Origin of the sequence: Paenarthrobacter sp. NPDC089714 (assembly GCF_044748905.1) — a bacterium.
In the GTDB taxonomy this organism is placed as follows: Bacteria; Actinomycetota; Actinomycetes; order Actinomycetales; family Micrococcaceae; genus Arthrobacter.
The window spans coordinates 1-19,185 of sequence record NZ_JBIVGX010000007.1 but is presented as its reverse complement, the minus strand read 5'-3'; the positions used below and the strand labels follow the sequence as shown (position 1 = coordinate 19,185).

Sequence of the window (19,185 nt, the reverse complement as noted above, 5' to 3'; positions counted from 1 at the left end):
CTGTCGGGCCAGTCAGGCGGATTCTGCGGGGACGAGCTCAGGTTCTGGAGAGACGGCCTTCTTGGAGGGCAGGAAAGCGAGGATGACCGCTGCGGCCCCAAGAATGATGACGGCATTGATGATGAGCCCGAAGTGGACGCCGCCCAGGATGGCCTGGACTGTCGATGGGTCTGCGAAGTTGGTGGTGGTGAAGGCCAAAGCGATGGCGCTGACGATGGGCGTGCCGATGGTGAACGCCACCTGCTGGGTTTGACCCGCGAGTCCCGATGCGAGGCCCTGCTCGGAGTCCGGAAGCCCGGAGGTGACCGCAACCGTGTACGCCACAATGACCAGGACGTGTCCGAAGCCGCCGATTGCCGTGGCTACCAGGATCTGGGTGAAGCCAAGCCCGGCGTTCAGGCCCAGGAACAGGAAGCTAAGCGTGGAGAGGCCCTGCAGGCCGAGACCGAGGACCAGGGTGGCCTTGGCGCCGATCTTGTTGATGATGGTTGCAGCTACCAGGCCGCCGGTGAACGCACCTGCCCCAAGGACACCGAAGGCAAGTCCGGTGGCGAAGGCGGACGATTCCAGTACACGCTGAAGGTAGATGGTCAGCAGGAACACCTTGCCGCTTTCCATGGAGAAGGTCACCAGCCCGCCGAGGTTGCCCAGGAACACGGATGGACGCTTCAGGATGGTGACGGCCGCCAGCGGGTGGGAGGAGCGGGCCTCGATGTTCCAGAAGACAACGAACGCCACGATTGCGAGTCCAAGGAGGCCCAGGGTAGTGGGGGAGGCCCACCCCTCACGCTCCACCGATGTGACGCCGAGGACCAGGGCCAGGAGACCAAGGGTCAGCGTAATGGCGCCAGGAACATCGAGCTTCTGCTGGATGCGCTCCGAGAGATCTTTGATGACGAAGGGAGCCAGCGCGAGGATGATGATGCCCACAGGAACGTTGATGAAGAACGTGAAGCGCCAGCCGAAGACATCGGTCAGCACGCCACCGAGTACGGCTCCGACGGCGAACCCGAGGGAAAGCAGTGCCCCGTTGAGCCCGAGTGCCTTGTTCCGCAACGGACCCTCCTCAAAGGACGTGGTGAGCAGGGAGAGCGCTGCGGGCATGGTGATTGCCGTAGCCAGTCCCTGGCCCACGCGTGCCCCGAAGAGGATGGCCGGATCGGTGGCGATGCCGCCCGCAGCTGATGCGATGGTCAGGATCACCATGCCGATGAGGAACATCCTCTTGCGGCCGTAGTAGTCGCCGATGCGTCCCATGAGCAGCACCAGGCCGGCTGCTGAGAGGGCAAAGAGCGTGATGACCCATTGCAGGTCTCCGTCGGCGATGCCCAGTTCCCGTCCCATGGCCGGCAGGGCCACGGTGACGATCGAGAAATCCAGGGCGAACATGAATTGTGCTCCGAGAAGCAACGTCAGGACGAGCCTTTGGCGGCCCGTGAGGCTTGGTGTTGGCAAGGAGGTTTTTGTTGACATGCTTCAAGCCTCTTGCCTCCGCCAATGACCAACCAGAGCTTGCTTATGGTGGTGTTTTCCCCACCAGCCTTGGTGGCACCTGCTTGTCCGGCTGGCGTTTCCTAGGGAAGGGGGACCCATCGCAGGCCACCATCGTCACCGGGACGCACCTTTCCGAAAACGACATCGCCGAAGTGCAGGCCGGCGCCGATCACGTCAGCGCCCGAGAGCAGCTCCAGGGTGCGCCTCCTGGACTCTAGGGAGGCGATCGGATCGGCCTCGAAGCATGAACTGAGATGCGGCTGGGAGACCTGGACGGGACTGTGCATGACGTCCCCAAAACACAGCAGGCGCTGGCCGTTGGATTCAATGAGGTAGGAGGTGTGTCCCGCAGTATGGCCCGGGGAGGCCAAGGCAGTGATCCCGGGGACAATCACGGTTCCATCGCTGATGGCCCGCCACCGGGGATCGTGGCCCAGCCCGTTCTGTCCAAGTTCGGCCGTCGAGGCGTGCAAGGCCGTGTCCCGCAGCAGGCGGCCGGGACCGCCGTCGTGGTTTAACCAGCCGGTGTGGTCGTCATGCAAGTGAGTGAAAACCGCAGCGTCCAGGCGGTCCGGAAGCAAACCTGCCTCCGCGAGTCCGCCGCCGTTCATGTCGCCGAGGGACGGATGCGACCTGGCTGCCGGGAGGTGCCTGGGGCCGAACCCGGCGTCGATCATGACCGCAACTCCCGGTCCGCTGACCAGCAGGGAGCCGATGGAACCCGTCAGGTAGCCGCTGCCGGAGATGAGCTCGGGCATGCCGAAGTAGTCGCCGCGGTCACCCGGCAGGGAGAACCAGGTTTCCGGGTGCAGTTGGACGAATCCGTCGGGCAGGTAGCTGACCGTGAGGTCTCCAACGGTGACGGTGCGGTGCTGCGCAACTGCGCTCCAACGGTCCAGGTCGGGGCTGGTTCGGGCTTCCAAGGGTTCTCCTTCTCGTAAGGCGCCCGGCAGCGGTTCAGCTGGCGCGGGCGTTTCAGCTGGCGCGGGCGAGGGCTTCGGCGGTGCCGGAGCCGGGTTTGGGCAAGTAGACGAATACGCGAAGATCGTCACCGCCGACGGGGTTCAGGACCACTGATTCAAACGTCAGCCGGCCCATCTGGTTGTGGTCGAAGACGATGTCCACATGCGGTTCCACCCCCACTACGTGGCTTTCCCAGTAGTCCTTGAACTCGGCGGAAACGGAGGCGATCTTGTCGGCCAGCATGGAGAACGTTGCATCTCCCGGGTACATGGCAGCCTGCCGGTGGAATTGGGCCGCCATCATGCGCCCTGCCAGTTCGCGATGCGGGTAATGGGCTGCGACGTCGGCTTTGGTGAAGAAGGCTTCCAGGCAGTTGGAACCGACGTGGATGCCGAAGACGTATTCAGAGATCGGGTTGGTTGCCACGACGTTCCAATAGCGGTCAACGACGTATGCGGGTGAATGCGTGAAACCCGCCAGGACCCGTCCCATGATGGCGCGGACCTCGGCCGCCGCGGACCTGCGGACAGGTTGCTGCTTACCCGCCAACTCGTAAAGGTGCTCAAGTTCGCCGCCTTCGAGCCGGAGGGCCTGACCGATCGCATCCACAACATCCGAGGAAACTCCGATGTCCCGGCCCTGCTCCAACCACGTGTACCAAGTGACGCCCACGTTGGCCAGGACGGCTACTTCCTCCCTGCGCAAGCCGGGCGTTCGGCGGCGGCTGCTGTTGGGAAGGCCAACGTCCTGTGGCAGTAATTGCTGGCGGCGGGCGCGGAGGAAGCGGGCCAGGTTCTGCCGCCGGGCCTCGGACTCGTCAACGCCGCGCTGGACGGCGAACTGTGGCGTTCCCGGGTTGTCCGCCAGTGTTGTGGTTGCCATGAAATGCCTGCGCTTTCTTGGTGTCTGTCCGGCTGTCAGGAGGCTGCCGCTGTTCCTGCACTGTGTGCGTTGAGGGGAACCAAGTGCTCCAGGACGGTCATGAAATCGTCAAGCGCAGTTCGGTGAAAAAGATGTCCCCCAACAACTTGATGGTAGCGAGGTGTCGGGCCGCAGTACTCCTCCCATTGCTGCATGCGACGAATATTTACCAGCGTGTCTTTTGTTCCACGAATAAGGTCAAGTTGCAGGGGAATTTTGTCACGGGGCGGGGAATAGGCGCAGGCGCGCCTCACTCCGGCTGCGGTTCGTTCGGCGATGTATCCGGGCAGGAAAGCGGGCATCGGTTCGGTCTCGTGCAGGATCCGCAGTGCCTCCCCGCTGTCCGGGAGCGAGCCAGGAGCTGGTGAGCCACCCAGAATGACCGCGGAGGGAAGGTCCAGTCCGCGCTCCAGCAGGAGGCGGCACACCTCGTAGGCGACGTGGCCGCCCATGCTGTGCCCATAAAAGGCGGCAGTTGGAAGGTGGGCGCTCTTAAGGAATTCAAGGGCTCGTGCTGCCATGTCTTCAATGGTCTGGACTTCGCCAGTGCGGCATTCGACAGGGACCCCGATGACCCGCACGGAAGCCTGCAGCCGGGACTGCCATGAGCGGAACTGCCACTCCGTCCCGCCGGCATGGTGAAAGCAATAAAGAGTTGTTCCGGCCATGGAAGCGAGTATGTGGTGCGGCATTGCCGCAGTCCAGTGGCTTTTTATCCTGTTACAAATACTGCCCGGATATGAGTCATTTTCCTGGAATTACTACAAATGTGACCGGGTTGGACCTGTCATGAGAGCACTTGGAGTAAAGACCTATGGTGGCCCGAAGAACCTCGAACTCCTGGACGTGGAGGAGCCCACGCCCGGGCACGGAGAAGTGCGTGTCCGGATACACGCTGCTGCCGTCAGTCCCACCGACCTGATGCTGCGGAACGGCGAACACGCCGCCACCGTCTCCGCGCTGGACCTCCGGCCACCTTTCATCCCCGGCATGGATCTTGCCGGTGTGGTGGATGCCCTTGGCCCGGGGCTGGATGGACGCCTGAAAGTGGGCGATCCTGTGGTGGGAATCGTACTTCCCTTCCCGGCGGGGGCCTATGCGGACAAGATCGTCCTTCCGGCGGAGTCGGTGGTTGCCGCACCGGCCGGGGCCGATTTCGTGGCGGCCTCCACGCTGCTTATGAACGCAGCCACCGCGAGGATCGCTTTGGATCACATGGGACTTGCAGCCGGTCAGACGCTCGCCATCACGGGAGCATCCGGGGCGTTGGGCGTGTATGCGATCCAGTTGGCAAAGGCGGCAGGGATTACGGTCATAGCCGACGCTTCCACTGATGATGGCGATTCTTTGCGTTCGTTCGGTGCGGATCACCTGATTCCACGGCGCGGAGACTTCGTGGGGGACGTGCTTTCGATTGTCCCTGACGGGGTGGACGGCGTCCTGGATGCCGCAGTCCTTAACGGCGCAACGTTCGGGGCCATCCGCGATCACGGACACCTGGCTGTGGTCCGGGCCTGGGATGGCGCCGGAGAGCGCGGCATCCAGGTCCACAGGGTGTATGTGGGGTCGGTCCTTAAGGAAACCGCCCTCCTTCAGGAACTGGTGCAGCAGACCGAGGAGGGCATCCTCACTCTCCGCGTGGCCGACGTCTTCGCGCCAGAGGACGCGTGGATGGCCCACGAGCAGCTGGAAGCCGGTCGCGTCCGGGGCCGGTTCGTCATCGACTTCAGTTCGTAGCGGCTCAGATACGGAAGGTACGACGCCGGTCCCTGCGAGGCGCGGGGACCGGCGCCTCGGCACCCGGGTTGCTACCCGCCGTCGGCCCCTACTTCTTCTTCCCGCTCCGCTTCGCCGCCGCATTCATGGCCGACTTCACCGCAGGCGGCAGTCCTGCGGTCTCGGTCTCCGGCTCAGCCACGGTCCCGCGCCAGCGGGCCAGGCCCTTCATGCCGTGGTAGATCACCAGGGCAGCGGCGGATCCCAGGGCGATGCCCGTGAACTTCAGTTCGCCGATGGTCCAGGTGTAGTCAGCGATGCCGATGATCAGGGCAACGGCGGCGGTGGTCAGGTTGATCGGGTTCGAGAAATTGACCTTGTTCTGGACCCAGATTTTCACACCAAGCACGCCGATCATGCCGTACAGCATGGTTGCCGCGCCGCCCAGTACACCGGCGGGGACGGTCGCGATCAGCTCGCCGAATTTCGGCGAGAAGCTCAGCAGGATGGCGAAGACGCCGGCCACCCAGTAGGCCGCCGTCGAGTAGACCTTCGTGGCCGCCATGACGCCGATGTTTTCCGCGTAGGTGGTGGTGCCGGAACCGCCGCCGAAGCCGGCAAGTACCGTAGCGGCACCGTCGGCCATCAGCGCGCGGCCGGAGACGCCGTCGAGGTTTTGCCCGGTCATCGCGGCCACCGACTTTACGTGGCCCACATTTTCTGCCACCAGCACCAGCACCACTGGTACAAACAGACCCACCACTCCGATGTGGAATTCGGGCGTGTGGAACGTCGGGAGGCCCACCCAGGCGGCGGCATCCATCTTTTCGTAGGAAACCTCGCCTCGCATCATCGCCACGACGTAGCCCACCACAACACCCACGAGGATGCTCAACCGGCCCAGGATGCCGCGGAACAGCACGGAAACCAGGATGATCGTCACCAGCGTGACGAGTGCGGTGACGGGCGCGGCGTCGAAGTTGTTCTTGGCTGCCGGAGCGAGGTTCAGGCCGATCAGCGCGACGATTGCGCCGGTCACGATCGGCGGCATCAACCGGTTGATCCATTCGGCGCCGAACTTCTGGACAACGGCGCCAATGAGCGCCAGTACGACGCCGGCGAGCACCACGCCGCCCAAAGCTCCCCCCACGCCGTACTGGTCTTGGGAGGCGAGGATCGGGGCGATGAACGCAAAGCTCGAACCAAGGTAGCTGGGCACGCGGCCTTTGGTGATGACCAGGAACAGGAGCGTGCCGATGCCGGAGAAGAAGAGCGTGGTGGCCGGCGGCATGCCCGTGATGATCGGGACCAGGAAGGTGGCGCCGAACATCGCAACCACGTGCTGCATGCCGATGCCGATGGTCAGAGGCCAAGCCAGACGCTCGTCGGGTGCCACCACGTGGCCGGGCCGGATGGTCTTGCCGTTGCCGTGGAGCTTCCATTTGATGCCGAGCATGCTCATGGCGTGCCTTCCTCAGAAGAATAGTTGGGGTTCGGTGCAACATTACCGCCGTTGCGGGGCCTGCTCTACGCGCCTCGCACGCGCAGTGGAGCGCAAACCGGGCCTGGCGACACCGGGTGTGCCAAACGTCACGTGCCGTCACGGGAAGAGGACAGGCGAACTTGAAGTTGCAACCATGGAAAGCAGAAGAGCCCAGCCACCCCAAGAGGCGAGGGCACAGCGAAAGGTTTATCCATGACGATTGCACACGAAGAAGCAGTCATTGACGCCGCCGCAGTCGACGCCATTTTTGCCGAAGCCCGCACCGCGAACAGCTTCGCCGGCGAAGTGACCGAAGAGCAGGCCCGCGCCATCTACGAGCTCACCAAGTTCGGTCCCACAGCTTTCAACTCCCAGCCGCTCCGCGTGACCTACGTCCGCTCCGACGAGGCCCGCGCCAAGCTGGTTGACCACCTTTCCCGCGGGAACCAGGCGAAGACTGCTTCGGCTCCGCTGGTCGCCGTCCTTTCCTACGACACCGACTGGCAGGGACAGTGGGACAAGTTCCTCCCCGCCTACGGCGCCCCCAAGGCCATGTATGACGACAACGCCGAACTCGCCGCAAGCACCGGCAACAACAACGCCCACCTGCAGGCCGGCTACTTCATCCTCGCCGTCCGGTCGCTCGGCTTTGCCGCCGGTCCCATGACGGGCGCCGACTTTGCGGCCATCGACGCAGAATTCTTCCCGAAAGGTGACCAGAAGAGCTTCCTCATCGTCAACATCGGCCAGCCCGGTCCGGACGCCTGGGGCGAAGCCAAGCCGAAGTTCGCCTACGACGACGTGGTCCGCACCGTCTGATTCCGGTCCTTCCACGGCAACGCTCCTGCACCCAAGTGCAGGAGCGTTGGCGTTTAAGGGGGGTTCGGTGAGAGAGCGTCCGGGGGGAAGGGGGGTTCGGTGAGAGAGCGTCCGGGGGTGGGGGGTTAGGCGATGACCCCGTCCACCAGGGCCTTGGCCTCGTCCTGGACCTGCTTCAGGTGGTCGGCGCCCTTGAAGGACTCAGCGTAGATCTTGTAGACGTCCTCCGTGCCGGACGGGCGGGCCGCGAACCAGGCGCTTTCCGTAACGACTTTAAGGCCGCCAATGGAGGCGCCGTTGCCGGGAGCTTCAGTGAGCTTCGCGGTGATGTCCTCGCCGGCCAGGGACGTCGCGGTGACGTCGGCGGCGGAGAGCTTGCCCAGCTTGGACTTCTGCTCGCGGGTGGCAGCAGCGTCGATGCGGGCGTAGACCGGGGCGCCGAACTGGTCGGTCAGGCCCTTGTAGAGCTGGGAGGGGGAGGAACCCGTGACGGCCGTGATCTCGGAGGCGAGCAGGGCCAGCAGGATGCCGTCCTTGTCCGTGGTCCAAACGCTGCCGTCGCGCTTGTTAAAGGAAGCGCCGGCGGACTCTTCGCCGCCGAACGCACCTTCGCCGGACAGCAATCCGGGCACGAACCACTTGAAGCCCACGGGGACCTCAACCAACTTTCGGCCCAAACCGGCAGCGACACGGTCGATGATGGAGGACGAAACCAACGTCTTCCCGACTACCGACTCAGGGTTCCAGCCGCTGCGGTTGCGGTAGAGGTAGTCGATGGCGACGGCGAGGTAGTGGTTGGGGTTCATGAGCCCACCGTCCGGGGTGACGATGCCGTGGCGGTCGGCGTCGGCGTCGTTTCCGGTGGCAACGTCATACGCTGCGGTGCCTTCGGCGCCGAGCGACATGCGCTTGATCAGCGAAGCCATGGCCGACGGCGAGGAGCAGTCCATGCGGATCTTTTCGTCCCAGTCGAGGGTCATGAAGGCCCACTGCGGGTCCACGGTAGGGTTCACCACGGTCAGGTTCAACTGGTGGCGTTCGCCAATCTCGCCCCAGTAGTCCACGGAGGCGCCGCCCATGGGGTCGGCTCCGATCCGGACGCCTGCGTTGCGGATCGCATCGAGGTCCAGGACGGACGGGAGATCGTCAACGTAGCTGCTGAGGAAGTCGAACTTGCCCGTGGTGTCTGCGGCCAGGGCGTCATTCAGCGGGATGCGCTTGACGCCGCGGAGCCCGTTTTCCAGGAGCTGGTTGGCGCGCTCGGCGATCCAGCCCGTGGCGTCGGTGTCCGCCGGGCCGCCGTGCGGAGGGTTGTACTTGAAGCCACCGTCTGCCGGCGGGTTGTGGCTCGGAGTGACCACGATGCCATCGGCCTGGGGAGTGCCGGGTGCGGCTTCGCGGTTGTACTTGAGGATTGCGTGGCTCAAGGCCGGGGTTGGGGTGTAGCCGTGGCGCGCGTCCACCAGGACGGTCACGCCGTTGGCTGCCAGCACTTCCAGGGCGGAGTTCTGCGCGGGTTCGCTCAAAGCGTGGGTGTCGCGTCCAATGAAGAGCGGTCCCGTGATTCCCTGGCGTCCGCGGTACTCGACGATTGCCTGCGTGATCGCGAGGATATGCGGTTCGTTGAACGACGCCTTCAGGCTGGAACCGCGGTGCCCCGAGGTTCCAAAAGCCACGCGCTGGGCGGGATCGCCCAGGTCCGGAGCTACATCGAAGTACGCGTCCAGCAGGGCTGTGATGTCAACAAGGTCCTGGGGAAGGGCAACTGTGCCCGCTCGGCTAGCCATGTCCAACAGCATGCCAGACCGTTCCGCCCGCCGACAGGAAATGTCCGTGATGCGGCCCCTATGACGTCGAATGGCGGTCAGGTGGAACAAAAGGACTAAAGATTCACGCCGGCTTTACGTTGCGGACAGCTTCTTGATTAAGCACAAAAGAGCCCTTACGGCCGGTGGATCCGACTGGACCACTGGCCGTAAGGGCCGTGACGAACTAGACGGCCGTGTAGCCGCCGTCAGCCAGGACGTAAGAGCCGGTCACGAAGCTTGCCTTGTCCGAAAGCAGGAACGTGGTGACGTTGGCGATTTCTTCCGGGCGGCCCAGGCGTCCCAGTGAATGCTTCGCTTCGAGTCCGCTGATCACTTCCTTGGGAGCGTTGGCCAGCAGAGGGGTCTCGATGTAGCCCGGACCGATCGCGTTGATGCGCAGTCCCTGGGCTCCGTATTCGGCGGCGGCGTTCTTGGTCAGGCCCACAACGCCGTGTTTGGCCGCCGTGTAGGCGGCGTTGCCCAAGGCGGCAACCGTGCCGTGGATTGAAGCCATGTTGACGATCGCACCCTCAGCCGCGCCCGCTTCGAGGATGGCCGGGATCTGGTAGCGCATGCCGTAGAGCACGCCGCTGAGGTTGATGGCGATGACGCGGTCCCAATCCTCAAGGTCCACTTCGCCAACGGGGGCGTTGGCGCCACCGATGCCGGCGTTGTTGACTGCATAGTTCAGGGCACCATAGGTGTCGACGGCAAAGTCGACGGCCTTCTTGCTGTCTTCGGCTACCGCGGTGTTGGCTTTGAACGGAACTGCGCTGCCGCCCGAGGCCGTGATTTCCCCGGCAACGCGGGTGGCTGCATCAAGATTGACGTCCACCACAACCACGTTGGCGCCGTTGTTCGCGAGGTCCTTGCTGATCGCTTCCCCGAGACCCGAACCGCCGCCGGTGACGAGTGCGGTTTTGCCTTGGAAGTTACCCATGATGTCCTCCTTCGCGGGACCGGAGCCCGCTGATGATCGTTGTAGCGCTGCTTACGTCGCTCTTAAAGCCAACCCACTCCATAAGAGGCGTATTCCATGCATATGCATGAATCGCGTCACAGCCCCGCATCCCGCTGGCCACAGCAATACTCCCTACTTATGCGGGGCCTTCGGCGGCGGTAGGGTTGGGATCAAAGACCATGCACACAGGGGGATACCTATGTCAGAGCAACCAGCCAAGGGCAACGAAGACAAGCCCGCGGGTTACGAACCGCCGCAGTACGTTCCGCCCGCCGAATTCAGCGCGCCGGGCCAGGGCAGCGCGGTGCCGCCGCCGCCGTCGTACGAATCAACGACCCAGGCCGACGCCACCCAGCCGTTGCCGCCGTACGGGCAAAACGCCTACACGCAAAACGCGCAAGGCCAGAGTGACTTCTACACCCAGCCGACGCCGCCTTCGAGTACGCCGCCTGGCAGTTCGTACACGCCGGGTGACTACAGCCAGCAGCCCCCGTCGCCGTACAACCAGCCGGCCACCTCCTACAACCAGCCGCCGAGCCCTTACCAGCAGCAGCCCTACGGCCAGCCGAACCCGTATGGACAGCCCGCCTACTACGCCATGCCCTCGCAGCCCAAGGGCTTGAGCATCGCGAGCATGATCTGCGGTATCGCCACCTTGGTGGGCTTCGGCTTCTTCATCCTCCCGCAGATCGCGGCCGTGATCCTGGGCCACCTCGCACTGAACCGCGAACCCGCGGGCAAGGGCATGGCGATCGCGGGCCTGGTGATGGGATACATCGGCGTGGCCCTGGCCATCATCTGGATCATTTTCATCGTGGTTTTGGGCGCCTCGAGCCGCTACAACTACTAAAAGCGAACGACGGCGGCCCTCGCCTTCGGTTGGGATTCCCACCGAAGGCGAGGGCCGCCGTGGCGATTTAACGCGTGCTACCGGACGCCTGCCATCAGCTTCTTGATCGCCGGAGTCGAGGCGGCCAGTGCCACCGCGAGCACTACTGCAACACCGCCGATGCCCAGGAAGTAGGGGAGTTCGTCGTCCGGGTTGTAGAGGCCCGCGAGGATGCCGGCCAGGGTGGTGCCGAGCGAGACCGAGAGGAAGAACAGCGCCACCATCTGTGTGTGGAAGGCCTTCGGCGCAAGCTTGGTGCTCACGGAGAGCCCGATGGGGGAAAGGCACAACTCCGCCATGGTGAAGAGGAACAGGATGCCCACGAGTGCCAGGAGCGGGGTCTTGCCGTCGCCGGCCAGCGGGATGAATGCCAGGAAGGCCAGCCCCATGATGAACAAGCCCATGGAGAACTTGAACGGTGAACTCGGCTGCCGGGAACCCAGCTTGGTCCACAGCGCAGCCATGACGCCGGCGAAGATGATGATGAATACCGGGTTGATCGACTGGACCCACGCGGCAGGCATTTCCCAGCCAAACAGGTTGCGGTCCAGCTTCTCCTCCGAGTAGACGGCAATGAACGTGAACTGCTGCTGGAACAAAGCCCAGAACGCGGCGGATGCGATGTAGAGCGGGATGAACGCGAGCACACGCCTGCGCTCAAGGCCCGTCACCAACGGACTCCGGAAGATCAGGAAGAGGTAGATCACCGAGGCGCCAATAGCCGCGTAAGCCATGCTGCGCGCAAGGTTGTCCGCGTTCACGGTGCCGGTACCGAGCAGCACGCCGATCACCACGAGGATCGCGAGGAAGATCAGGCCGTACTTTGTCCGGTCCTTGGCGGGCAGCGGGTTGGGGACCCGGTGGGCTTCTTCCGGCAGGCGCTTGCGGCCAAAGGCGTAGATGACCAGGCCGATGGCCATGCCCACGGCTGCCGCGCCGAAGCCCCAGTGGAAGCCATGGCTTTCCTGGAGCCAACCCGTGACCAGCGGGCCGATGAGCCCACCGATGTTGATGCCCATGTAGAAGATGGAGAAGCCGGCGTCGCGGCGTTCGTCCTTCTCGCCATACAGGGTGCCGACCAATGCCGTGGCGTTGGCCTTCAGGCCACCCGAGCCGACTCCCACCAGCACCAGGCCGGCGATCAGACCCGGAATGCCGGGGATGAGTGCCAGGGCGATGTGGCCCATCATGATCATGATGGCCGAGCCAAAGAGCACCTTCTCTGAACCGAAGATGCGGTCAGCGAGCCATGCGCCCAGGATGGTGGACAAGTAGACGCCACCGCCGTACGCGCCCACCAGGCCGGCCGCGAGGCCCTTGTCGATGGACAGGCCGCCTTGGTCGGCCGTGAAGTACATGTAGTAAAGCAGGATGCCCTGCATGCCGTAGAAGGAGAATCGCTCCCACATTTCCACGGAGAAAAGGCTGGCCAACATCTTTGGGTGGCCGAAGAATGACGTATCGCCCGGGGTTTTAGCAGGCGGAGCCGTGGTTTGAGGTGTGCTCATTTCCTCAATGCTGGCACTGACTGCGGGCATTGTCACATCGACCAATGCCTCTGGCAACCGCATTCCATATGCTAGACGCCCGAATTTATGCAGCCTCCAGCGCTGCCGCCACCTGGAGAAGTTGTAGCTCGGATCCCCTCCTGCCAATGAGTTGGATGCCCATCGGCATACCGTTCTCCGTGGTGTGGACCGGAATGCTGATCGCAGGGAGGCCGCACACGTTCACCATGGAACTCCACGGCGCGTACTCACACTGCCGTTTGTAGTCCTCGTCCGCGTCTCCGGCCCATTCGCTGGGCCACGGTTCGCCACTGTGGCCGCCGCCCGTAAACCAGCCGATGGGCCGTGGAGTTTGAGCCAGGGTGGGCATGAGCATCAGGTCCCACTGTGAGTACTGGGCAACGGTATCGGTGGTGAACTGCCGCAGGAACCCGAGCGCTTCCTGCACCTTTGCGGCGCTCCGCTGTTGCGCCCGACGCCGGAACGTCCTGGTCAGCGGGGTCAGCAGCGCCTCCCGCTGCGGAGCTATCCGTGCACTCCCGACGCCGGCAGTCCAGGCCGCGGTGAACGCCTCCGGGTAGCGGTTGTCGTAGCGGATACCTGCCTCAAGGACACGGTGTCCTGCCCTTTCCAACAGGGTCCGGCCGCGGTTCAGCGCGTCCAAGGCTTCCGTTTCGATCTCGAACGGATAGCTGGCGGCCCAGGGGCTGTCCAGCGTCAAACCGATGCGCAGGGGTCCGGGCGCTCTGCCGACGTTGGCGAGGTAGCCGCCGTCGGGCCTGTTCCCAAAGGGGACCAGCGCGTCCAGCAGCAGTGCGGCATCCGCGGCGTTCTTCGCGAGGGGTCCGGCGACCACCAGCTTGGCAGCGTCACCCGCGCTCGCCCCAGACGGTACCAGCCCCTGGCCCGGCTTGAGGCCCACCAACCCGCAGGCACCGGCCGGGATGCGGATGGACCCGCCGCCGTCGGTACCCGGCGCGAACGGCACCATGCCCGCCGCAACCGCGGCAGCGCTTCCGCCCGAAGAGCCACCCGAGCTGCGGGCCAGGGAATGCGGATTGCGCGACGGCGGTGCCACGCGGTTTTCGCTGTAGGCCGTGAGTCCGAATTCCGGAACCTGGGTCTTGCCCAGCGAGATGACCCCCTGCGCCTTCAAAGTGGCGGCCAGGGCGCCATCCTCGGGTGCCGGCTTGTGCTCCAAAGCCGCGCTGCCGTGCGTGGTGGGAACGCCGGCCACATCCGTGAGGTCCTTGAAGGCAAGGGGCATGCCGTGCAGCAAGGGGAGCTCGCTGCGCTCGCCGTCGGCATGGCGTTGGTCCGCTGCCGCGGCGGCGGCCATCGCGTGCTCGGCGGTCACGGTGATGAAGGCACCCAGATGTCTGTTGCGGGATTCAATCACCGACAGGAAGTGACTTGCGGCCTCACGCGCAGACAGCTCGCCGCCGGCCAGGGCATCGCGGAGTTCAACTGCCGTCAACGCTGCGATCCCCGACTGGTTGCCAGGGGATGAATCAGCCAAGGAAGCGCGACTCCAACCGTTCTTCGATGGCAACGGCATCGACGCTCTCGCCGGCTCCTGCCGTCACGCGGAACGCTGCCTTGTTCTTCACGGAGGAGACCACCTCCACCAGTTCCGTGCCCCGGTAAACCAGTCCGACGCCGTCGTCCGTGCAGTGGGTCTCGCCCAAGGTGCCGTCAGCTACCAGCTTGTGGACCGTCGGGCGGCGGCGCAGTTCGGAGTCGAAGTGCACGCCATTGTGGAACGGAAGGAATCCCAACGAGTTCGTAACGGGCCTCAACCCGGGGCCGAAGGAGTCAGTGACGCCGCCCTTGAACCAGCAGATGGAACCGGCTGATACACCGGCCAGGATGACGCCGCTCTCCCACACCTTCTTGAGGATGCGGTCCAAGCCATGGGCGCGCCACACCGCCAGGAGGTTCACCACGGATCCGCCGTTGACCCACACCACGTCCTGCTCCAACAGGTACGCCTCTGGATCCTCGACGTTGGGCATGGTGAACAGGTTCAGGTGGCTCAGGTCGAAGCCCGCAATCCGTGCTGCCTGGTCGATTTCCGCGGCCCACCATCGTTGGTCCCCACCGGCGGTGCCGATGTGGGCGATCCTCGGTGCCCTGCCCGTGACACCGGAGAGTTCCACGGCATAGTCCACCAGTGAGTCGAACTCGATCCGCGTGCGGCTGCCCTGCCTGTACCCGCCGGACGTGGCAAGAATAGTGGGTTGGACAGCAGCCATGGCCTGCTCCTTACTCCTGGGTTGCGTCGGTGGGAGTGACTGGCACCCAGTCTTCGCGGGAAGGCGCCGGCATGCAAGGAGGTCCCGCTCTTCGGGCGCGGAGTGCGCCTCCCGGGCACTAGGCTGGATGCAGATTCCGTGAACCGATGGAAGGGACTGCCGTGAGCGACTTCGAAACAGTGACCGTGGGCGACATTCCGGCCGACGCCAGCATCCTGGACGTCCGCGAAGACTACGAGTGGGTTGCCGGCCACGCCGAGGGTGCGCGCCACATCCCCATGGACCAACTCCCCGCGCGCCTGGAGGAATTGGACCCGGACGACGATTTGTTCGTCATCTGCCGCACGGGCGGCCGCTCGTTCCGGGTGGTGCAGTGGCTCGTGGCCCAGGGCTACTCCGCCGTTAATGTGGCTGGCGGCATGGACATGTGGTTCGAAGCAGGCAGGCCGATGACCTCCGACAACGGCCTCAAGCCGGTCGTCCTCTAATAACGGGCAAGGAATATATTGATGCCTGCAGTTCCCACGTATACGTTCCTGGGCCCGGAAGGGACGTTCACCGAGGCTGCGCTCATGCAGGTCCCGGGTGCTTCGGAAGCTACCCGCGTCCCGTGCACCAACGTCAACACCGCCCTTGACCGCGTGCGTGCAGGTGAAGCTGACGCTGCCATGGTGCCCATCGAGAACTCGGTGGAGGGAGGCGTTACGGCAACCCTCGACGCCATTGCCACGGGACCGGAGCTCCGCATCCTCCGTGAGGCGCTGGTTCCCATCACCTTCGTGCTCGTGGCGAGGCCCGGCGTCGACCTTTCGGACATCCAGCGCATCTCCACCCACGGCCACGCGTGGGCGCAGTGCCGCCTCTGGCTGGACGAACATATTCCCCAAGCGGACTATGTTCCGGGTTCATCGACGGCCGCTGCCGCCATGGGCCTGCTGGAACCGGACGCGCCCTACGAGGCTGCCATCTGTGCGCCGCTGGTTGCGGCCGGGCAACCGGGGCTGAACGTACTCGCCGAGAACATCGGGGACAACCCTGAGGCCGTCACCCGCTTCATCCTGGTGGGCCGCCCCGGTGCCCTCCCGGAACGTACGGGGGCGGATAAGACCACGGTTGTTGTGCCGTTGCCGGAGGACCACCCCGGCGCCTTGATGGAAATCCTGGACCAGTTTGCCTCCCGTGGCGTCAACCTGAGCCGCATCGAATCACGGCCCACCGGCCAGTACTTGGGCCACTACTTCTTCAGCATCGACGCCGACGGCCACGCAGCCGATTCCCGCGTGGCCGACGCCCTCGCCGGACTCCACCGGATCAGCCCCGCCACGCGGTTCCTGGGGTCGTATGCCCGCGCCGATAAGCAGCCGGCCGTCGTGGCACCGCACACTTCGGACGCTGCTTTTGCGTCTGCGCATGCCTGGGTGGAATCGATTATTAAGGGCTGATCGTTTGTTCGGTACGGGCCATTTCCGGCGAAATCATTGACGCTTCAACCCCCTTTCGCGCGACTGTAAGTGTGCGTATGCTTGCCTGATCCATAAACGATGGATGAATGCCCAAACGAAGGGAGACGTCATGTCAGTGCATCGCGATGACAAAGACGGCCAGGGCATGATCGTCAATCCCAAGCCGTCCGGCGACAACAAGGACGACTGGGACGGCGACGAAGCCGACCGTGCGGATCGACTCCGTTTTGAAGAAGAACAGGCCATGATCCGGGAGCAGGCCGAGGCCCGCGCGGCGGCAAAAGCTGCCCAGGAAGAGGCTGACCGGAATGCCGCAGAGCCGGATAAGGGAGCCCTCTAAGGGTGGCTCTTCGGCACCCGCACCAGCAGCGAGCCGGGCTGCACCTGGACGGTGACCTCGGTGGCCTCACCTGACGGATCGCCGTCGAGCTGTGTTGCCATGGGTTCCTGGCTGCGGATGCTGACTTTCTGCGAACGATAGAAGTTCATCACCGGCAGGTTCCGGTTGTGCTTGAACAGCACCTTCGCGTACATCGCGATCCAGCCCACCGCACTGCGCGGACTCATCACCACGATGTCCAGCATGCCGTCGTCAACCATGGCCTGCGGGATGAAGTCGATGCCGCCGGGGATCAACCCGCAATTGGCGAAGAGCACGCTGCGGATCTTACGGGCCTGTTCCGGTTCGTCGTCCATGGCGATGGTGACGCGTTTGCGGCGGCCCGGCAGGTGCCGCACGCCGGCTTCGGTATAGGCGAGCCAGCCCACCGTTTTCTTGAGGTCTTCCTTGGTGTCGCCCACCACTTCGGCATCCAGTCCCATGCCGGCGATCACCAGGAACGTGTGCGTGGACGACTCCCCGGTGATGCTGTTCTCGATGCCCATGGTTGCGGTGTCGATGTAGCGCTGGTGCCCGAACAACGCCACCTGGATGCAGCCCGGCAGATCGTAGACGTCCAGATCCACGTTGCGGGCCAGCAGGTTGCCGGTGCCCAGCGGAATCAGTCCCATCGCCACGCCCTGGTGCGCCAGCGACTCGGCCACCACGCGCACCGTACCATCGCCGCCGCACGCAAGAACGACGTCGGCCCTTGACTCAAGCGCTTGGCGGGACTGGGCGTATCCAGGGTCCTCGGGCGTGGTCTCGTAGAACGTCGGCGGATCCCAGCCGGCCAGGTCGCAGGCATCGATGATCGCCTGCCGCGCCTCGTCGGACTTGTTCTTCACCGGATTGAGAATCACCGCCACCTTCTGGTGGCCGGGGTCCGGCCTGTGGGGGTCCTCCGCCACGGCACTGCGGATATGGCGGGCCTTCAAGCGCCGCACGCCCCACCAACTGGAGACGGCAAATGCCACACCCCCAGCGAGAATCACCCACCAGATCCAGTCGCTCATTGTGCTCCAACACTATCCGTTCCGGCGGGGCCGTTTGCGCCGGTCCGGTCCCCGTGCATCGCGGAACAGGGAATCGTGGCCGATTCGATACTCTTGTGTGGTGATCGACGTAAAAGACCTCAGCGAAAACCCGGACAAGTTCCGTGCCAGCCAGCGCGCCCGCGGCGCCGACGAGTCCGTTGTGGACGCGATCATCTCCGCCGATTCCGACCGCCGCGCAGCGCTGATCCGCTACGAGACCCTGCGTGCAGAGCAGAATGCGTTCGGCAAGAAGGTTGCGCAGGCCAAGGGCGAGGAGAAGCAGGCCCTGCTGGCCGAGGTCAAGGAACTGGCCAACGCCGTCAAGGCTGCGTCCTCGGAAGCCGACGTCGCACAGGCCAAGCAAGATGAACTCCTGCGCGTCATCCCCAACCTGGTGGTGGACGGCGTGCCCGAGGGCGGCGAAGACGACTTCGTGGTGGTCAAGACTGTGGGCACGCCCCGTGAATTCCCCGACTTTGAGCCGAAGGACCACCTGGAGATCGGTGAACTGATCGGCGCCATCGACATGGAACGTGGTGCCAAGGTTTCCGGTGCCCGCTTCTACTTCCTGAAGGGTGTTGGGGCCCGCCTGGAGATGGCACTCCTGCAAATGGCCATGGAACAGGCCATCGAGGCCGGCTTCGTCCCGATGATCACGCCCACGTTGGTGCGTCCGGAAACCATGCAGGGCACCGGCTTCGATGTAAAGCACGACGCCGAGATCTACCGTCTCGCTGAAGACGACCTTTACCTTGTGGGAACCTCGGAGGTGGCCCTCGCCGGCTATCACGCAGACGAGATCCTGGATCTCTCAGCAGGCCCCATCCGCTATGCGGGCCAGAGCTCCTGCTACCGCCGCGAGGCCGGTTCGCACGGCAAGGACACCCGCGGCATCATCCGCGTGCACCAGTTCAACAAGGTGGAGATGTTCATCTACACCACGGTTGAGGAAGCCGCCGCCGAGCACGAGCGTTTGCTGGCGTGGGAAGAGGAAATGCTGGCCAAGTGCGAGCTTCCCTACCGCGTGATCGACACGGCCGCGGGAGACCTTGGCATGTCCGCGGCCCGCAAGTTCGACTGCGAGGCCTGGGTTCCTACGCAGAACGCCTACCGTGAGCTCACGTCCACCTCGAACTGCACCACGTTCCAGGCGCGTCGCCTCAACATCCGCGAACGCGTGGTCAACGACGAAGGCGTAGCCAAGGGCACCCGCGCCGTGGCCACGCTGAACGGCACGCTTGCCACCACGCGGTGGATCGTTGCGCTCCTGGAGCACCACCAGAACCCGGACGGCTCCGTGAACGTCCCGAAGGCCCTGCAGAAGTACCTGGGCGGCCTGGAAGTCCTCCCGGTTCTGTAGCCCAACCAACTCGCAGTTGTGGTTGTTTTGAGCGGGCGGTTTCTAGCGGTTATCGCAACAGGAAGGTTCTGATCATCTCATTTGGGGTGCAGAAGTCGAATCGTTGGCGGGGTCTGTCGTTGAGTTCGT

18 protein-coding genes are annotated in these 19,185 nt (G+C 64.3%); 7 read left to right on the top strand and 11 right to left on the bottom strand.

From position 1 onward, the window contains the following. Nucleotides 1-12: 12 nt before the first annotated feature. The 4 genes from ACIPY3_RS13420 to ACIPY3_RS13405 form a co-directional block, all read right to left on the bottom strand. A complete protein-coding gene (locus ACIPY3_RS13420) occupies nt 13-1,473 on the bottom strand; it encodes an MFS transporter (protein ID WP_400334774.1) in 1,461 nt (486 codons plus the stop codon). Between the two features lie 101 nt (nt 1,474-1,574). Then, nucleotides 1,575-2,417: an MBL fold metallo-hydrolase gene (locus ACIPY3_RS13415; RefSeq protein WP_400334773.1), complete on the bottom strand. Its 843-nt coding sequence runs from the start codon at nt 2,415-2,417 to the stop codon at nt 1,575-1,577. Nucleotides 2,418-2,469: 52 nt separating this feature from the next. Then, complete coding sequence (locus tag ACIPY3_RS13410) at nt 2,470-3,339, bottom strand: helix-turn-helix transcriptional regulator (protein ID WP_400334771.1); 870 nt, start codon at nt 3,337-3,339, stop codon at nt 2,470-2,472. Nucleotides 3,340-3,374: 35 nt separating this feature from the next. Beyond that, the gene (locus ACIPY3_RS13405) at nt 3,375-4,046 is read right to left on the bottom strand and encodes a thioesterase II family protein (RefSeq protein WP_400334769.1); all 672 of its coding nucleotides are present in this window, start codon (nt 4,044-4,046) and stop codon (nt 3,375-3,377) included. A gap of 121 nt (nt 4,047-4,167) precedes the next feature. Here ACIPY3_RS13405 and ACIPY3_RS13400 point away from each other — a divergent pair, with 121 nt between their 5' ends. Then, nucleotides 4,168-5,115 (top strand): NADP-dependent oxidoreductase, encoded by a 948-nt coding sequence (locus ACIPY3_RS13400; protein WP_400334767.1) that lies wholly within the window; start codon nt 4,168-4,170, stop codon nt 5,113-5,115. 88 nt (nt 5,116-5,203) lie between these two features. On the opposite strand, the gene ACIPY3_RS13395 is transcribed toward ACIPY3_RS13400, so the two are convergent. Next, a complete protein-coding gene (locus ACIPY3_RS13395; RefSeq protein WP_400334766.1) occupies nt 5,204-6,556 on the bottom strand; it encodes a uracil-xanthine permease family protein in 1,353 nt (450 codons plus the stop codon). Between the two features lie 234 nt (nt 6,557-6,790). Between ACIPY3_RS13395 and ACIPY3_RS13390 the strand changes: the two genes are divergently transcribed. After that, nucleotides 6,791-7,396 (top strand): malonic semialdehyde reductase, encoded by a 606-nt coding sequence (locus ACIPY3_RS13390; RefSeq protein ID WP_400334764.1) that lies wholly within the window; start codon nt 6,791-6,793, stop codon nt 7,394-7,396. A gap of 125 nt (nt 7,397-7,521) precedes the next feature. On the opposite strand, the gene pgm is transcribed toward ACIPY3_RS13390, so the two are convergent. Both pgm and ACIPY3_RS13380 read right to left on the bottom strand, forming a co-directional pair. Further along, nucleotides 7,522-9,183 (bottom strand): phosphoglucomutase (alpha-D-glucose-1,6-bisphosphate-dependent), encoded by a 1,662-nt coding sequence (gene pgm / locus ACIPY3_RS13385; protein ID WP_400334763.1) that lies wholly within the window; start codon nt 9,181-9,183, stop codon nt 7,522-7,524. Between the two features lie 205 nt (nt 9,184-9,388). Further along, nucleotides 9,389-10,144: an SDR family NAD(P)-dependent oxidoreductase gene (locus tag ACIPY3_RS13380; protein WP_400334762.1), complete on the bottom strand. Its 756-nt coding sequence runs from the start codon at nt 10,142-10,144 to the stop codon at nt 9,389-9,391. Nucleotides 10,145-10,364: 220 nt separating this feature from the next. On the opposite strand from ACIPY3_RS13380, the gene ACIPY3_RS13375 reads away from it, so the two are divergent. Further along, nucleotides 10,365-11,015, top strand: coding sequence for a DUF4190 domain-containing protein (locus ACIPY3_RS13375; protein WP_400334761.1), 651 nt, complete (start codon nt 10,365-10,367; stop codon nt 11,013-11,015). 77 nt (nt 11,016-11,092) lie between these two features. On the opposite strand, the gene ACIPY3_RS13370 is transcribed toward ACIPY3_RS13375, so the two are convergent. Genes ACIPY3_RS13370 through ACIPY3_RS13360 form a run of 3 tightly spaced genes read right to left on the bottom strand, consistent with a single transcriptional unit; the run spans nt 11,093 to nt 14,817 of the window. Beyond that, on the bottom strand, nt 11,093-12,592 hold the full coding sequence (locus tag ACIPY3_RS13370; RefSeq protein ID WP_400334759.1) for a peptide MFS transporter: 1,500 nt from the start codon (nt 12,590-12,592) through the stop codon (nt 11,093-11,095). Nucleotides 12,593-12,647: 55 nt separating this feature from the next. Continuing rightward, nucleotides 12,648-14,081, bottom strand: a complete 1,434-nt coding sequence (locus ACIPY3_RS13365; protein ID WP_400334758.1) for an amidase — start codon at nt 14,079-14,081, stop codon at nt 12,648-12,650. Then, nucleotides 14,074-14,817 (bottom strand): Type 1 glutamine amidotransferase-like domain-containing protein, encoded by a 744-nt coding sequence (locus ACIPY3_RS13360; RefSeq protein WP_400334757.1) that lies wholly within the window; start codon nt 14,815-14,817, stop codon nt 14,074-14,076. The genes ACIPY3_RS13365 and ACIPY3_RS13360 overlap by 8 nt, the downstream gene beginning before the upstream one ends. 161 nt (nt 14,818-14,978) lie before the next feature. Here ACIPY3_RS13360 and ACIPY3_RS13355 point away from each other — a divergent pair, with 161 nt between their 5' ends. From ACIPY3_RS13355 to ACIPY3_RS13345, 3 genes are all read left to right on the top strand, one after another. Continuing rightward, entirely contained in the window at nt 14,979-15,305 is a 327-nt protein-coding gene (locus ACIPY3_RS13355; RefSeq protein ID WP_397325989.1) for a rhodanese-like domain-containing protein, read from the top strand. A 21-nt stretch (nt 15,306-15,326) separates the two neighbouring features. Continuing rightward, the gene (gene pheA / locus ACIPY3_RS13350; RefSeq protein ID WP_400334755.1) at nt 15,327-16,259 is read left to right on the top strand and encodes a prephenate dehydratase; all 933 of its coding nucleotides are present in this window, start codon (nt 15,327-15,329) and stop codon (nt 16,257-16,259) included. A gap of 130 nt (nt 16,260-16,389) precedes the next feature. After that, nucleotides 16,390-16,620 carry a hypothetical protein gene (locus tag ACIPY3_RS13345; protein ID WP_400272790.1) on the top strand — a complete coding sequence of 77 codons (231 nt, stop codon included), beginning with the start codon at nt 16,390-16,392 and terminating at the stop codon, nt 16,618-16,620. On the opposite strand, the gene ACIPY3_RS13340 is transcribed toward ACIPY3_RS13345, so the two are convergent. Continuing rightward, nucleotides 16,617-17,675 carry a diacylglycerol/lipid kinase family protein gene (locus ACIPY3_RS13340; protein ID WP_400334753.1) on the bottom strand — a complete coding sequence of 353 codons (1,059 nt, stop codon included), beginning with the start codon at nt 17,673-17,675 and terminating at the stop codon, nt 16,617-16,619. The two genes, ACIPY3_RS13345 and ACIPY3_RS13340, sit on opposite strands and share 4 nt — an antisense overlap. Before the next feature lie 100 nt (nt 17,676-17,775). Here ACIPY3_RS13340 and serS point away from each other — a divergent pair, with 100 nt between their 5' ends. Then, nucleotides 17,776-19,056 carry a serine--tRNA ligase gene (serS, locus tag ACIPY3_RS13335; RefSeq protein ID WP_400334751.1) on the top strand — a complete coding sequence of 427 codons (1,281 nt, stop codon included), beginning with the start codon at nt 17,776-17,778 and terminating at the stop codon, nt 19,054-19,056. The last annotated feature ends 129 nt before the right edge of the window (nt 19,057-19,185 follow it).